This window comes from Shigella sp. SIG3, assembly GCF_053555855.1.
In genome coordinates this window covers 23,009-38,760 of sequence record NZ_JBQZXE010000020.1, presented here as the reverse complement: position 1 = coordinate 38,760, position 15,752 = coordinate 23,009, and the positions used below count along the sequence as shown (strand labels likewise).

The 15,752-nt window shown below is 53.0% G+C and carries 13 protein-coding genes and 1 pseudogene; all 14 read left to right on the top strand.

Going from position 1 to position 15,752, the window contains the following annotated elements:
* A pseudogene (locus ACUU1I_RS06460) lies at nucleotides 1-125 on the top strand (colanic acid biosynthesis glycosyltransferase WcaE); the annotation flags it as partial.
* 15 nt (nucleotides 126-140) lie between these two features.
* The gene (wcaF, locus tag ACUU1I_RS06455) at nucleotides 141-689 is read left to right on the top strand and encodes a colanic acid biosynthesis acetyltransferase WcaF (protein WP_001153547.1); all 549 of its coding nucleotides are present in this window, start codon (nucleotides 141-143) and stop codon (nucleotides 687-689) included.
* A gap of 25 nt (nucleotides 690-714) precedes the next feature.
* Nucleotides 715-1,836, top strand: a complete 1,122-nt coding sequence (gene gmd / locus ACUU1I_RS06450; protein ID WP_000048190.1) for a GDP-mannose 4,6-dehydratase — start codon at nucleotides 715-717, stop codon at nucleotides 1,834-1,836.
* A 2-nt stretch (nucleotides 1,837-1,838) separates the two neighbouring features.
* On the top strand, nucleotides 1,839-2,807 hold the full coding sequence (fcl, locus tag ACUU1I_RS06445; RefSeq protein WP_000043578.1) for a GDP-L-fucose synthase: 969 nt from the start codon (nucleotides 1,839-1,841) through the stop codon (nucleotides 2,805-2,807).
* Nucleotides 2,807-3,286, top strand: coding sequence for a GDP-mannose mannosyl hydrolase (gene gmm, locus ACUU1I_RS06440; protein WP_000479838.1), 480 nt, complete (start codon nucleotides 2,807-2,809; stop codon nucleotides 3,284-3,286). The genes fcl and gmm overlap by 1 nt, the downstream gene beginning before the upstream one ends.
* Nucleotides 3,283-4,506, top strand: a complete 1,224-nt coding sequence (gene wcaI / locus ACUU1I_RS06435) for a colanic acid biosynthesis fucosyltransferase WcaI (RefSeq protein ID WP_000699713.1) — start codon at nucleotides 3,283-3,285, stop codon at nucleotides 4,504-4,506. The genes gmm and wcaI overlap by 4 nt, the downstream gene beginning before the upstream one ends.
* Nucleotides 4,507-4,508: 2 nt before the next feature.
* Nucleotides 4,509-5,945, top strand: coding sequence for a mannose-1-phosphate guanyltransferase (gene cpsB / locus ACUU1I_RS06430; RefSeq protein WP_000079303.1), 1,437 nt, complete (start codon nucleotides 4,509-4,511; stop codon nucleotides 5,943-5,945).
* Between the two features lie 104 nt (nucleotides 5,946-6,049).
* A complete protein-coding gene (gene cpsG, locus ACUU1I_RS06425; protein WP_005069387.1) occupies nucleotides 6,050-7,420 on the top strand; it encodes a colanic acid biosynthesis phosphomannomutase CpsG in 1,371 nt (456 codons plus the stop codon).
* A 54-nt stretch (nucleotides 7,421-7,474) separates the two neighbouring features.
* Nucleotides 7,475-8,869 carry an undecaprenyl-phosphate glucose phosphotransferase gene (gene wcaJ / locus ACUU1I_RS06420; RefSeq protein ID WP_000183139.1) on the top strand — a complete coding sequence of 465 codons (1,395 nt, stop codon included), beginning with the start codon at nucleotides 7,475-7,477 and terminating at the stop codon, nucleotides 8,867-8,869.
* A 1-nt stretch (nucleotide 8,870) separates the two neighbouring features.
* Nucleotides 8,871-10,349, top strand: a complete 1,479-nt coding sequence (wzxC, locus tag ACUU1I_RS06415) for a colanic acid undecaprenyl disphosphate flippase WzxC (RefSeq protein WP_000058511.1) — start codon at nucleotides 8,871-8,873, stop codon at nucleotides 10,347-10,349.
* A 179-nt stretch (nucleotides 10,350-10,528) separates the two neighbouring features.
* Complete coding sequence (gene wcaK, locus ACUU1I_RS06410; protein WP_000770855.1) at nucleotides 10,529-11,809, top strand: colanic acid biosynthesis pyruvyl transferase WcaK; 1,281 nt, start codon at nucleotides 10,529-10,531, stop codon at nucleotides 11,807-11,809.
* On the top strand, nucleotides 11,806-13,026 hold the full coding sequence (gene wcaL, locus ACUU1I_RS06405; RefSeq protein ID WP_000862619.1) for a colanic acid biosynthesis glycosyltransferase WcaL: 1,221 nt from the start codon (nucleotides 11,806-11,808) through the stop codon (nucleotides 13,024-13,026). The genes wcaK and wcaL overlap by 4 nt, the downstream gene beginning before the upstream one ends.
* A 10-nt stretch (nucleotides 13,027-13,036) precedes the next feature.
* Entirely contained in the window at nucleotides 13,037-14,431 is a 1,395-nt protein-coding gene (gene wcaM, locus ACUU1I_RS06400; protein ID WP_001116127.1) for a colanic acid biosynthesis protein WcaM, read from the top strand.
* A 174-nt stretch (nucleotides 14,432-14,605) separates the two neighbouring features.
* Nucleotides 14,606-15,499: a UTP--glucose-1-phosphate uridylyltransferase GalF gene (gene galF / locus ACUU1I_RS06395; protein WP_000183060.1), complete on the top strand. Its 894-nt coding sequence runs from the start codon at nucleotides 14,606-14,608 to the stop codon at nucleotides 15,497-15,499.
* The last annotated feature ends 253 nt before the right edge of the window (nucleotides 15,500-15,752 follow it).

Here is a 15,752-nt window from a genome sequence, read left to right as displayed (position 1 = left end):
TGTGTGCTGACGCCAAAAAAGTCCAACGGCAGATATTACATGTACCTGGCTTCTGGGCAGAATTATCCTGGCATTTACGCCAACGTACGACAGGTAAGACTAAAGCCTTATATAACAAAGTCTGAATATAAGGAAAACCAATGCAAGATTTAAGCGGTTTCTCGGTGCCGAAAGGGTTCCGGGGCGGCAACGCTATTAAAGTGCAATTATGGTGGGCAGTACAGGCAACAATATTTGCCTGGTCGCCACAAGTATTGTATCGCTGGCGGGCTTTTTTATTACGTTTATTCGGAGCAAAAATAGGAAAAAACGTAGTTATTCGTCCGTCAGTAAAAATTACCTATCCGTGGAAATTAACCTTAGGTGATTACGCGTGGGTTGGCGATGACGTCAATTTATATACCCTCGGTGAAATAACCATTGGCGCACATTCGGTGATATCGCAAAAAAGTTATTTATGCACCGGTAGCCACGACCATGCAAGTCAACATTTCACCATTAACGCCACGCCTATTGTGATTGGCGAGAAATGCTGGCTGGCAACCGATGTCTTTGTTGCCCCAGGCGTCACAATCGGCGACGGCACCGTCGTGGGTGCACGAAGCAGTGTTTTTAAATCGCTTCCGGCAAATGTGGTTTGCCGGGGGAATCCCGCAGTGGTGATACGCGAACGCGTTGAAACTGAATAAATTCAAAAATACAGAGGAATAAGACATGTCAAAAGTCGCTCTCATCACCGGTGTAACCGGACAAGACGGTTCTTACCTGGCAGAGTTTCTGCTGGAAAAAGGTTACGAGGTGCATGGTATTAAGCGTCGCGCATCGTCATTCAACACCGAGCGCGTGGATCACATTTATCAGGATCCGCACACCTGCAACCCGAAATTCCATCTGCATTATGGCGACCTGAGTGATACCTCTAACCTGACGCGCATTTTGCGTGAAGTACAGCCGGATGAAGTGTACAACCTGGGCGCAATGAGCCACGTTGCGGTCTCTTTTGAGTCACCAGAATATACCGCTGACGTCGACGCGATGGGTACGCTGCGCCTGCTGGAGGCGATCCGCTTCCTCGGTCTGGAAAAGAAAACTCGTTTCTATCAGGCTTCCACCTCTGAACTGTATGGTCTGGTGCAGGAAATTCCGCAGAAAGAAACCACGCCGTTCTACCCGCGATCTCCGTATGCGGTCGCCAAACTGTACGCCTACTGGATCACCGTTAACTACCGCGAATCCTACGGCATGTACGCTTGTAACGGAATTCTCTTCAACCATGAATCCCCGCGCCGCGGCGAAACCTTCGTTACCCGCAAAATCACCCGCGCAATCGCCAACATCGCCCAGGGGCTGGAGTCGTGCCTGTACCTCGGCAATATGGATTCCCTGCGTGACTGGGGCCACGCCAAAGACTACGTAAAAATGCAGTGGATGATGCTGCAACAGGAACAGCCGGAAGATTTCGTTATCGCGACCGGCGTTCAGTACTCCGTACGTCAGTTTGTGGAAATGGCGGCAGCACAGCTGGGCATCAAACTGCGCTTTGAAGGCACGGGTGTTGAAGAGAAGGGCATTGTGGTTTCCGTCACCGGGCATGACGCGCCGGGCGTTAAACCGGGTGATGTGATTATCGCCGTTGATCCGCGTTACTTCCGTCCGGCAGAAGTTGAAACGCTGCTCGGCGACCCGACCAAAGCGCACGAAAAACTGGGCTGGAAACCGGAAATCACCCTCAGAGAGATGGTGTCTGAAATGGTGGCTAATGACCTCGAAGCGGCGAAAAAACACTCTCTGCTGAAATCTCACGGCTACGACGTGGCGATCGCGCTGGAGTCATAAGCATAAGTAAACAACGCATTTTTATCGCTGGCCATTGTGGGATGGTCGGTTCTGCCATCAAGCGGCAGCTCGAACAGCGCGGTGATGTGGAGCTGGTATTACGTACCCGCGATGAACTGAACCTGCTGGACAGCCGCGCCGTGCATGATTTCTTTGCCAGCGAACGCATTGACCAGGTCTATCTGGCGGCGGCGAAAGTGGGCGGCATTGTTGCCAACAACACCTATCCGGCGGATTTCATCTACCAGAACATGATGATTGAGAGCAACATCATTCACGCCGCGCATCAGAACGACGTGAACAAACTGATGTTTCTCGGATCGTCCTGCATCTACCCGAAACTGGCAAAACAGCCGATGGCAGAAAGCGAGTTATTGCAGGGCACGCTGGAGCCGACCAACGAGCCTTACGCCATTGCCAAAATCGCCGGGATCAAACTGTGCGAATCTTACAACCGCCAGTATGGACGCGATTACCGCTCTGTCATGCCGACCAACCTGTACGGGCCGCATGACAACTTCCACCCGAGTAACTCCCATGTGATACCAGCATTGCTGCGTCGCTTCCACGAGGCGACGGCACAGAATGCGCCGGACGTGGTGGTATGGGGCAGCGGTACACCGATGCGTGAATTCCTGCACGTCGATGATATGGCGGCGGCGAGCATTCATGTCATGGAGCTGGCGCATGAAGTCTGGCTGGAGAATACCCAACCGATGCTGTCGCACATTAACGTCGGCACGGGCGTTGACTGCACTATCCGCGAGCTGGCGCAAACCATCGCCAAAGTGGTGGGTTACAAAGGTCGGGTGGTTTTTGATGCCAGCAAACCGGATGGTACGCCGCGCAAACTGCTGGATGTGACGCGCCTGCATCAGCTTGGCTGGTATCACGAAATCTCACTGGAAGCGGGGCTTGCCAGCACTTACCAGTGGTTCCTTGAGAATCAAGACCGCTTTCGGGGGGAATGATGTTTTTACGTCAGGAAGACTTTGCCACTGTAGTGCGCTCCACACCGCTTGTCTCTCTCGACTTTATTGTCGAGAACAGTCGCGGCGAGTTTCTGCTTGGCAAAAGAACCAACCGCCCGGCGCAGGGTTACTGGTTTGTGCCGGGAGGGCGCGTGCAGAAAGACGAAACGCTGGAAGCCGCATTTGAGCGGCTGACGATGGCGGAACTGGGGCTGCGTCTGCCGATAACAGCAGGCCAGTTTTACGGTGTCTGGCAGCATTTTTATGACGATAACTTCTCCGGCACGGATTTCACCACTCACTATGTGGTGCTCGGTTTTCGCTTCAGAGTAGCGGAAGAAGAGCTGTTACTGCCGGATGAGCAGCATGACGATTACCGCTGGCTGACGCCGGACGCGCTGCTCGCCAGTAACGATGTTCACGCTAACAGCCGCGCCTATTTTCTCGCTGAGAAGCGTGCCGGAGTACCCGGATTATGAAAATACTGGTCTACGGCATTAACTACTCGCCGGAGTTAACCGGCATCGGCAAATACACCGGCGAGATGGTGGAATGGTTGGCGGCACAAGGTCATGAGGTGCGGGTCATTACCGCACCGCCTTACTACCCGCAATGGCAGGTGGGTGAGAACTATTCCGCCTGGCGCTACAAACGAGAAGAAGGGGCCGCCACGGTGTGGCGCTGCCCGCTGTACGTGCCAAAACAGCCGAGCACCCTGAAACGCTTGTTGCATCTCGGCAGTTTTGCCGTCAGCAGTTTCTTTCCACTGATGGCGCAACGTCGCTGGAAGCCGGATCGCATTATTGGCGTAGTGCCAACGCTGTTTTGCACGCCGGGAATGCGCCTGCTGGCGAAGCTCTCTGGTGCGCGTACCGTGCTGCATATTCAGGATTACGAAGTGGACGCCATGCTGGGGCTGGGCCTTGCCGGAAAAGGCAAAGGCGGCAAAGTGGCACAGCTGGCAACGGCGTTCGAACGTAGCGGACTGCATAACGTCGATAACGTTTCCACGATTTCGCGTTCGATGATGAATAAAGCCATCGAAAAAGGCGTGGCGGCGGATAACGTCATCTTCTTCCCCAACTGGTCGGAAATTGCCCGTTTTCAGCATGTTGCAGACGCCGATGTTGATGCCCTTCGTAACCAGCTTGGCCTGCCGGATAACAAAAAAATCATTCTTTACTCCGGCAATATTGGTGAAAAGCAGGGGCTGGAAAACGTTATTGAAGCTGCCGATCTCCTGCGCGATGAACCGCTGCTTTTTGCCATTGTCGGGCAGGGCGGCGGCAAAGCGCGGCTGGAAAAAATGGCGCAGCAGCGTGGACTGCGCAACATGCAATTTTTCCCGCTGCAATCGTATGACGCTTTACCCGCACTGCTGAAGATGGGCGATTGCCATCTGGTGGTGCAAAAACGCGGCGCGGCAGATGCCGTATTGCCGTCGAAACTGACCAATATTCTGGCGGTAGGCGGTAACGCGGTGATTACCGCAGAGGCCCACACAGAACTGGGGCAGCTTTGCGAAACCTTTCCGGGTATTGCGGTTTGCGTAGAACCGGAATCGGTCGAGGCGCTGGTGGCGGGGATTCGTCAGGCGCTCCTGCTGCCCAAACATAACACGGTGGCACGTGAATATGCCGAACGCACGCTCGATAAAGAGAACGTGTTACGTCAATTTATAAATGATATTCGGGGATAATTATGGCGCAGTCGAAACTCTATCCAGTTGTGATGGCAGGTGGCTCCGGTAGCCGTTTATGGCCGCTTTCCCGCGTACTTTACCCCAAGCAGTTTTTATGCCTGAAAGGCGATCTCACCATGCTGCAAACCACCATCTGCCGCCTGAACGGCGTGGAGTGCGAAAGCCCGGTGGTGATTTGCAATGAGCAGCACCGCTTTATTGTCGCGGAACAGCTGCGTCAACTGAACAAACTCACCGAGAACATTATTCTCGAACCGGCAGGGCGTAACACTGCACCTGCCATTGCACTGGCGGCGCTGGCGGCAAAACGTCATAGCCCGGAGAGCGACCCGTTAATGCTGGTATTGGCGGCGGATCATGTGATTGCCGATAAAGACGCGTTCCGTGCCGCCGTGCGTAATGCCATGCCTTATGCCGAAGCGGGCAAGCTGGTGACCTTTGGCATTGTGCCGGATCTACCAGAAACCGGTTATGGCTATATTCGTCGCGGTGAAGTGTCTGCGGGTGAGCAGGATACGGTGGCCTTTGAAGTGGCGCAGTTTGTCGAAAAACCGAATCTGGAAACCGCCCAGGCCTATGTAGCAAGCAGCGAATATTACTGGAACAGCGGCATGTTCCTGTTCCGCGCCGGACGCTATCTCGAAGAACTGAAAAAATATCGCCCGGATATCCTCGATGCCTGCGAAAAAGCGATGAGCGCCGTCGATCCGGATCTCGATTTTATTCGTGTGGATGAAGAAGCGTTTCTCGCCTGCCCGGAAGAGTCGGTGGATTACGCGGTCATGGAACGTACGGCAGATGCTGTTGTGGTGCCGATGGATGCGGGCTGGAGCGATGTTGGTTCCTGGTCTTCATTATGGGAGATCAGCGCCCACACCGCCGAGGGCAACGTTTGCCACGGCGATGTGATTAATCACAAAACTGAAAACAGCTATGTGTATGCCGAATCAGGCCTAGTCACCACCGTCGGGGTGAAAGATCTGGTAGTGGTGCAGACCAAAGATGCGGTGCTGATTGCCGACCGTAACGCGGTACAGGATGTGAAAAAAGTGGTCGAGCAGATCAAAGCCGATGGTCACCATGAGCATCGGGTGCATCGCGAAGTGTATCGTCCGTGGGGCAAATATGACTCTATCGACGCGGGCGACCGCTACCAGGTGAAACGCATCACCGTGAAACCGGGCGAGGGTTTGTCGGTACAGATGCACCATCACCGCGCGGAACACTGGGTAGTGGTCGCGGGAACGGCAAAAGTCACCATTGATGGTGATATCAAACTGCTTGGTGAAAACGAGTCCATTTATATTCCGCTGGGGGCGACGCACTGCCTGGAAAACCCGGGGAAAATTCCGCTCGATTTAATTGAAGTGCGCTCCGGCTCTTATCTCGAAGAGGATGATGTGGTGCGCTTCGCGGATCGCTACGGACGGGTGTAAACGTCGCATCAGGCAATGAATGCGAAACCGCGGTGTAAATAACGACAAAAATAAAATTGGCCGTTTCGGTCAGGGCCAACTATTGCCTGAAAAAGGGTAACGACATGAAAAAATTAACCTGCTTTAAAGCCTATGATATTCGCGGGAAATTAGGCGAAGAACTGAATGAAGATATCGCCTGGCGCATTGGTCGCGCCTATGGCGAATTTCTCAAACCGAAAACCATTGTGTTAGGCGGTGATGTCCGTCTCACCAGCGAAACCTTAAAACTGGCGCTGGCAAAAGGTTTACAGGATGCGGGCGTCGATGTGCTGGATATCGGTATGTCCGGCACCGAAGAGATCTATTTCGCCACGTTCCATCTCGGCGTGGATGGCGGCATTGAAGTTACTGCCAGCCATAATCCGATGGATTACAACGGCATGAAGCTGGTGCGCGAGGGGGCTCGCCCGATCAGCGGTGATACCGGACTGCGCGACGTCCAGCGTCTGGCTGAAGCCAACGACTTTCCTCCCGTCGATGAAACCAAACGCGGTCGCTATCAGCAAATCAACCTGCGTGACGCTTACGTTGATCACCTGTTCGGTTATATCAATGTCAAAAATCTCACGCCGCTCAAGCTGGTGATCAACTCCGGGAATGGCGCAGCGGGTCCGGTGGTGGACGCCATTGAAGCCCGCTTTAAAGCCCTCGGCGCGCCCGTGGAATTAATCAAAGTACACAACACACCGGACGGCAATTTCCCCAACGGTATTCCTAACCCGCTGCTGCCGGAATGTCGCGACGACACCCGTAATGCGGTCATCAAACACGGCGCGGATATGGGCATTGCCTTTGATGGCGATTTTGACCGCTGTTTTCTGTTTGACGAAAAAGGGCAGTTTATCGAGGGCTACTACATTGTCGGCCTGCTGGCAGAAGCGTTCCTCGAAAAAAATCCCGGCGCGAAGATCATCCATGATCCGCGTCTCTCCTGGAACACTATTGATGTGGTGACTGCTGCAGGCGGCACGCCGGTAATGTCGAAAACCGGACACGCCTTTATTAAAGAACGGATGCGCAAGGAAGACGCCATCTACGGTGGCGAAATGAGCGCCCACCATTACTTCCGTGATTTCGCTTACTGCGACAGCGGCATGATCCCGTGGCTGCTGGTCGCCGAACTGGTGTGCCTGAAAGGAAAAACGCTGGGCGAACTGGTGCGCGACCGGATGGCGGCGTTTCCGGCAAGCGGTGAGATCAACAGCAAACTGGCGCAACCCGTTGAGGCGATTAACCGCGTGGAACAGCATTTTAGCCGTGAGGCGCTGGCGGTGGATCGCAGCGATGGCATCAGCATGACCTTTGCCGACTGGCGCTTTAACCTGCGCACCTCCAATACCGAACCGGTGGTGCGCCTGAATGTGGAATCGCGCGGTGATGTGCCGCTGATGGAAGCGCGAACGCGAACTCTGCTGACGTTGCTGAACGAGTAATGTCGGATCTTCCCTTACCCCACTGCGGGTAAGGGGCTAATAACAGGAACAACGATGACAAATCTAAAAAAGCGCGAGCGAGCGAAAACCAATGCATCGTTAATCTCTATGGTGCAACGCTTTTCAGATATCACCATCATGTTTGCCGGGCTATGGCTGGTTTGCGAAGTCAGCGGACTGTCATTCCTCTACATGCACCTGTTGGTGGCGCTGATTACGCTGGTGGTGTTCCAGATGCTGGGCGGCATCACCGATTTTTATCGCTCATGGCGCGGTGTTCGGGCAGCGACAGAATTTGCCCTGTTGCTACAAAACTGGACCTTAAGCGTGATTTTCAGCGCCGGACTGGTGGCGTTCAACAATGATTTCGACACGCAACTGAAAATCTGGCTGGCGTGGTATGGGCTGACCAGCATCGGACTGGTGGTTTGCCGTTCATGTATTCGCATTGGGGCGGGCTGGCTGCGTAATCATGGCTACAACAAGCGGATGGTCGCCGTAGCGGGGGATTTAGCCGCCGGACAAATGCTGATGGAGAGTTTCCGTAATCAGCCGTGGTTAGGGTTTGAAGTGGTGGGCGTTTACCACGACACGAAACCGGGCGGCGTTTCTAACGACTGGGCGGGTAACCTGCAACAGCTGGTCGAGGATGCAAAAGCGGGCAAGATTCATAACGTCTATATCGCGATGCAAATGTGCGACGGCGCACGAGTGAAAAAACTGGCCCATCAACTGGCGGATACCACCTGTTCGGTGCTGCTGATCCCCGACGTCTTTACCTTCAACATTCTCCATTCACGTCTCGAAGAGATGAACGGCGTTCCGGTGGTGCCGCTGTATGACACGCCGCTTTCGGGGGGTAACCGCCTGCTAAAACGTGCGGAAGACATTGTGCTGGCGACGCTTATTCTGCTGCTGATCTCCCCGGTGCTGTGCTGTATTGCGCTGGCGGTGAAACTCAGTTCACCAGGGCCGGTTATTTTCCGCCAGACTCGCTATGGTATGGATGGCAAGCCGATCAAAGTGTGGAAGTTCCGTTCCATGAAAGTGATGGAGAACGACAAAGTGGTGACCCAGGCGACGCAGAACGATCCGCGCGTCACTAAAGTGGGGAACTTTCTGCGCCGCACCTCGCTGGACGAATTGCCGCAGTTTATCAATGTGCTGACCGGGGGGATGTCGATTGTCGGTCCACGTCCGCACGCAGTAGCGCATAACGAACAGTATCGCCAGCTCATTGAAGGCTACATGCTGCGCCATAAAGTGAAACCGGGCATTACCGGCTGGGCGCAGATTAATGGCTGGCGCGGCGAAACCGACACGCTGGAGAAAATGGAAAAACGCGTCGAGTTCGACCTTGAGTACATCCGCGAATGGAGCGTCTGGTTCGATATCAAAATCGTTTTCCTGACGGTATTCAAGGGCTTCGTTAACAAAGCGGCATATTGATATGAGCTTACGTGAAAAAACCATCAGCGGCGCGAAGTGGTCGGCTATTGCCACGGTGATCATCATCGGCCTCGGGCTGGTGCAGATGACCGTGCTGGCGCGGATTATCGACAACCACCAGTTCGGCCTGCTGACTGTGTCGCTGGTGATTATCGCGCTGGCAGATACGCTTTCTGACTTCGGTATCGCTAACTCGATTATTCAGCGAAAAGAAATCAGTCACCTTGAACTCACCACGCTGTACTGGCTGAACGTCGGGCTGGGGCTTGTGGTATGTGTGTCGGTGTTTTTGTTGAGTGATGTCATCGGCGACGTGCTGAATAACCCGGACCTGGCACCGTTGATTAAAACATTGTCGCTGGCGTTTGTGGTGATCCCCCACGGGCAACAGTTCCGCGCGTTGATGCAGAAGGAGCTGGAGTTCAACAAAATCGGCATGATCGAAACCAGCGCGGTGCTGGCGGGCTTCACTTTTACGGTAGTTAGCGCCCATTTCTGGCCGCTGGCGATGACCGCGATCCTCGGTTATCTGGTCAATAGTGCGGTGAGAACACTGCTGTTTGGCTACTTTGGACGCAAAATTTATTGCCCCGGTCTGCACTTCTCGCTGGCGTCTGTGGCACCGAACTTACGTTTTGGTGCCTGGCTGACGGCGGACAGCATCATCAACTATCTCAACACCAACCTTTCAACGCTGGTGCTGGCGCGTATTCTTGGCGCGGGCGTGGCAGGGGGATACAACCTGGCGTACAACGTGGCCGTCGTACCGCCGATGAAGCTGAACCCAATCATCACCCGCGTGTTGTTTCCGGCGTTTGCCAAAATTCAGGACGACACCGAAAAGCTGCGTGTTAACTTCTACAAGCTGCTGTCGATAGTGGGGATTATCAACTTTCCGGCGCTGCTGGGGCTGATGGTGGTGTCGAATAATTTCGTACCGCTGGTATTCGGCGAAAAGTGGAACAGCATTATTCCGGTGCTGCAATTGCTGTGTATTGTGGGTCTGCTGCGCTCCGTGGGTAACCCGATTGGTTCGCTGCTGATGGCGAAAGCGCGGGTCGATATCAGCTTTAAATTCAATGTATTCAAAACATTTCTGTTTATTCCGGCGATTGTTATTGGTGGGCAGATGGCGGGCGCAATCGGCGTCACGCTCGGTTTCCTGCTGGTGCAGATTATCAACACCATTCTGAGTTACTTCGTGATGATTAAACCGGTTCTTGGTTCCAGTTATCGCCAGTACATCCTGAGTTTGTGGCTGCCGTTTTATCTCTCGTTGCCGACGCTGGTGGTCAGTTATGCGCTGGGCATTGTGCTGAAAGGGCAACTGGCGCTGGGGATGCTGCTGGCGGTGCAAATAGCCGCGGGCGTGCTGGCGTTTGTGGTGATGATTGTGCTGTCACGCCATCCGCTGGTGGTGGAAGTGAAGCGTCAGTTTTGTCGCAGCGAAAAAATGAAAATGCTTTTACGGGCGGGGTGAATTGCTGTTTTCGGTTCCGACAACGGTTGCCGGATGCGGCGTAAAACGCCTTATCCGTCCTACGGTTCTGTGCTCGGGACCTGTAGGCTTGATAAGACGCGCCAGCGTCGCATCAGGCAAAAAACGGCAACGAACACAACAAACACAGCCTCACCTGGCATCAAATTTATGAGGAAAAAATGAAATTACTTATTCTGGGCAACCACACTTGCGGCAATCGTGGCGACAGCGCCATCTTGCGCGGCTTACTTGATGCCATCAACATCCTCAATCCACATACCGAAGTGGACGTGATGAGCCGCTATCCGGTCAGTTCTTCCTGGCTGCTCAACCGCCCGGTAATGGGCGATCCGCTGTTCCTGCAGATGACACAACACAATAGCGCGGCGGGCGTTGTCGGGCGCGTTAAAAAAGTCCTCCGTCGCAGCTACCAGCATCAGGTATTGCTCTCACGCGTCACCGACACTGGCAAGCTGCGCAATATCGCCATCGCCCAGGGATTCACCGACTTCGTGCGCCTGCTGTCAGGTTACGACGCCATTATTCAGGTCGGCGGATCGTTTTTTGTCGATCTCTACGGCGTGCCGCAGTTTGAACATGCGCTTTGCACATTTATGGCGAAAAAGCCGCTGTTTATGATTGGTCACAGCGTCGGCCCCTTCCAGGATGAGCAATTTAACCAACTGGCGAACTATGTCTTTGGTCACTGCGACGCGCTGATCCTGCGCGAATCGGTCAGCCTTGATTTGATGAAACGCAGCAATATCACCACCGCAAAAGTGGAACATGGCGTCGATACCGCGTGGCTGGTCGATCACCACACCGAAGACTTCACCGCCAGCTATGCCGTTCAACACTGGCTGGACGTTGCCGCACAACAGAAAACAGTGGCAATTACCCTGCGCGAACTGGCACCGTTCGACAAACGTCTCGGCACCACTCAACAAGCGTATGAAAAAGCCTTTGCCGGGGTGGTCAATCGCATTCTCGATGAAGGCTATCAGGTGATTGCGCTCTCCACCTGTACGGGTATCGACAGCTATAACAAAGACGACCGCATGGTGGCGCTCAATCTGCGCCAGCACATCAGCGATCCTGCCCGTTACCACGTAGTGATGGATGAACTCAACGATCTGGAAATGGGCAAAATTCTCGGAGCCTGTGAACTCACCGTCGGTACGCGCCTGCACTCCGCCATTATCTCAATGAACTTTGCTACTCCGGCGATTGCCATCAACTATGAACATAAATCCGCCGGGATTATGCAGCAGCTGGGACTGCCAGAGATGGCGATTGATATCCGTCATTTACTGGACGGCAGCCTGCAAGCGATGATTGCGGATACCTTAGGCCAGCTTCCGGTGCTGAACGCTCGATTTAACGAAGCCGTCAGTCGCGAACGTCAGACGGGAATGCAGATGGTGCAGTCTGTGCTTGAGCGCATCGGGGAGGTGAAATGAAGGTCGGCTTCTTCTTATTGAAATTCCCGCTGTCGTCGGAAACCTTCGTCCTCAATCAAATTACCGCGTTTATTGATATGGGCTTTGAAGTGGAGATTGTCGCTTTGCAAAAAGGCGATACAGAGAACACCCACGCGGCATGGACGAAATACAACCTTGTCGCCAGAACCCGCTGGTTACAGGACGAACCTGCAGGCAAAGTAGCGAAACTGCGCCACCGCGCCAGCCAGACCTTACGTGGCATTCATCGTAAAAATACCTGGCATGCGCTCAACCTCAAACGCTATGGTGCCGAGTCGCGGAACCTGATTTTGTCTGCCATTTGTGGTCAGGTCGCAACACCGTTTCGCGCCGATGTGTTCATCGCTCATTTTGGCCCGGCGGGGGTAACCGCAGCAAAACTACGCGAACTGGGTATCATTCGCGGCAAAATTGCCACCATCTTCCACGGTATTGATATCTCCAGTCGGGAAGTGCTCAACCACTACACTCCCGAATATCAACAACTGTTTCGCCGTGGCGACCTGATGTTACCGATAAGCGATCTGTGGGCCGGAAGGCTGCAAAAAATGGGCTGCCCCAGAGAAAAAATCGCCGTATCGCGTATGGGCGTGGACATGACGCGCTTTAGCCCGCGTCCGGTGAAAGCGCCCGCAACGCCGCTGGAAATCATATCTGTCGCACGCTTAACCGAGAAAAAAGGCCTGCATGTGGCGATTGAAGCCTGCCGTCAGTTGAAAGAGCAGGGCGTGGCATTTCGCTATCGCATCCTCGGCATTGGCCTGTGGGAACGACGCCTGCGCACCCTCATCGAACAATATCAACTGGAAGATGTGGTAGAGATGCCGGGCTTTAAACCGAGCTATGAAGTGAAGGAGATGCTCGACGACGCGGATGTCTTCCTGTTGCCATCGGTAACGGGCGCGGATGGCGATATGGAAGGCATTCCGGTGGCGCTAATGGAAGCGATGGCGGTCGGTATTCCGGTGGTTTCTACTCTGCATAGCGGAATTCCTGAACTGGTGGAGGCCGATAAATCCGGCTGGCTGGTGCCTGAGAACGATGCTCGCGCACTGGCACAACGTCTGGCGGCGTTTAGCCAACTGGATACCGACGAACTGGCTCCGGTCGTCAAACGTGCGCGCGAAAAAGTCGAACACGATTTTAACCAGCAGGTGATTAATCGAGAACTCGCCAGCTTGCTGCAGGCTTTATAGAGGAGAACGTATGCCATTTAAAACACTCTCCCGACGCACCTTCCTGACGGCAAGCTCGGCGCTTGCCTTCCTCCATACCCCTTTCGCTCGCGCACTTCCCGCCCGACAAAGCGTTAACATTAACGACTACAACCCACATGACTGGATCGCCTCATTTAAACAAGCCTTCAGCGAAGGGCAAACGGTCGTCGTGCCTGCCGGATTCGTTTGTGACAATATCAACACCGGCATCTTCATCCCTCCCGGCAAAACGTTACACATCCTTGGAAGCCTGCGCGGCAACGGCAGAGGGCGATTTGTCTTACAGGACGGCAGCCAGGTGACAGGGGGAGAGGGCGGCGGTATGCATAACATTACCCTGGATGTGCGTGGTTCTGACTGCACCATCAAAGGGCTGGCGATGAGCGGCTTTGGCCCGGTAATGCAGATTTATATTGGCGGCAAAAACAAACGGGTCATGCGCAACCTGACCATCGATAACCTCACTGTCAGCCACGCTAATTACGCCATCTTACGCCAGGGATTTCATAACCAGATTATCGGTGCCAACATTACCAACTGTAAGTTCAGCGACTTACAGGGCGACGCCATTGAATGGAACGTGGCAATTAACGACAGTGATATTTTGATATCTGACCATGTCATCGAGCGTATCAACTGTACCAACGGCAAAATCAACTGGGGCATCGGCATAGGCCTTGCGGGAAGCACTTATGATAACAACTACCCGGAAGACCAGGCAGTGAAAAACTTTGTCGTGGCGAATATCACGGGATCGGATTGTCGGCAGTTGAACCATGTTGAAAATGGTAAACATTTTGTTATTCGTAATATCAATGCCCGCAATATCACGCCGGATTTCAGTAAGAAAGCGGGCATTGATAACGCGACAGTCGCTATTTACGGTTGTGACAATTTCGTGATTGATAATATTGAAATGATTAATAGCGCCGGGATGTTAATCGGCTATGGGGTAATTAAAGGCAAATATCTCTCGATACCGCAAAATTTCCGAGTGAATAATATTCAACTGGATAATACCCATCTTGCTTATAAATTGCGCGGCATCCAAATCTCCGCCGGGAATGCCGTCTCCTTTGTGTCGCTAACTAACATTGAGATGAAGCGTGCCTCGCTGGAGTTACACAACAAGCCGCAACATCTTTTTATACGAAATATCAATGTGATGCAGGAATCCTCAGTTGGACCAGCATTGAGCATGAACTTCGACATGCGCAAAGACGTTCGCGGCGTCTTTATGGCGAAAAAAGAAACACTGCTGTCTCTTGCAAATGTTCATGCGGTGAATGAAAGAGGGCAAAGCTCCGTCGATATCGACAGGATTAATCACCATATTGTTAATGTGGAAAAGATTAACTTTAGATTGCCGGAACGGAGGGAGTAGATTTGCGACCATTCCTGGAAAAATGGAGCCATACTTAGGAACAATGCTACTGCAATCCACAACGAAGCGGCGTAACATCACAAGTAATTCAGTAATCAATTCAGGGTAATTGATGCTGGCGAAAAAAATCGAACAAGCTATAATTCAGCAACCATTTTACAGGTGGATGAAATAATGACGAATTTAAAAGCAGTTATTCCTGTAGCGGGTCTCGGGATGCATATGTTGCCTGCCACTAAGGCGATACCCAAAGAGATGCTACCAATCGTCGACAAACCAATGATTCAGTACATTGTTGACGAGATTGTGGCTGCAGGGATCAAAGAAATCCTCCTGGTAACTCACGCGTCCAAGAACGCGGTCGAAAACCACTTCGACACCTCTTATGAGTTAGAATCACTCCTTGAGCAGCGCGTGAAGCGTCAACTGCTGGCGGAAGTACAGTCCATCTGTCCGCCGGGCGTGACCATTATGAACGTGCGTCAGGGCGAACCTTTAGGTTTAGGCCACTCCATTTTGTGTGCGCGACCTGCCATTGGTGACAACCCATTTGTCGTGGTACTGCCAGACGTTGTGATCGACGATGCCAGCGCCGACCCGCTACGTTACAACCTTGCTGCCATGATTGCACGTTTCAACGAAACGGGCCGCAGCCAGGTGCTGGCAAAACGTATGCCGGGTGACCTCTCTGAATACTCCGTCATCCAGACTAAAGAGCCGCTGGACCGTGAGGGTAAAGTCAGCCGTATTGTTGAATTTATCGAAAAACCGGATCAGCCGCAGACGCTGGACTCAGACATCATGGCCGTAGGTCGCTATGTCCTTTCTGCCGATATTTGGCCGGAACTGGAACGTACTCAGCCTGGTGCATGGGGACGTATTCAGCTGACTGATGCTATTGCCGAGCTGGCGAAAAAACAATCCGTTGATGCAATGCTGATGACCGGCGACAGTTACGACTGCGGCAAAAAAATGGGCTATATGCAGGCGTTTGTGAAGTATGGCCTACGCAACCTGAAAGAAGGGGCGAAGTTCCGTAAAGGTATTGAGAAGCTGTTAAGCGAATAATGAAAATCTGACCGGATGTAACGGTTGATAAGAAAATTATAACGGCAGTGAAGATTCGTGGCATAAGTTTTGCTCATTGAATTTTCCTGCCGTTGCCGTTTTTATAAAGCCTATAAAAACAAGAAGTTACATAGCTCATATTATTCAAATTTTTCCAGGATTTTCCTTGTTTCTACGGCTGTTTGGTAAGACAATTAACGTTTGAATTTTTCGGATTTGGCGCGAGTGGCTAACGCTCGCCACATCGTTGAGA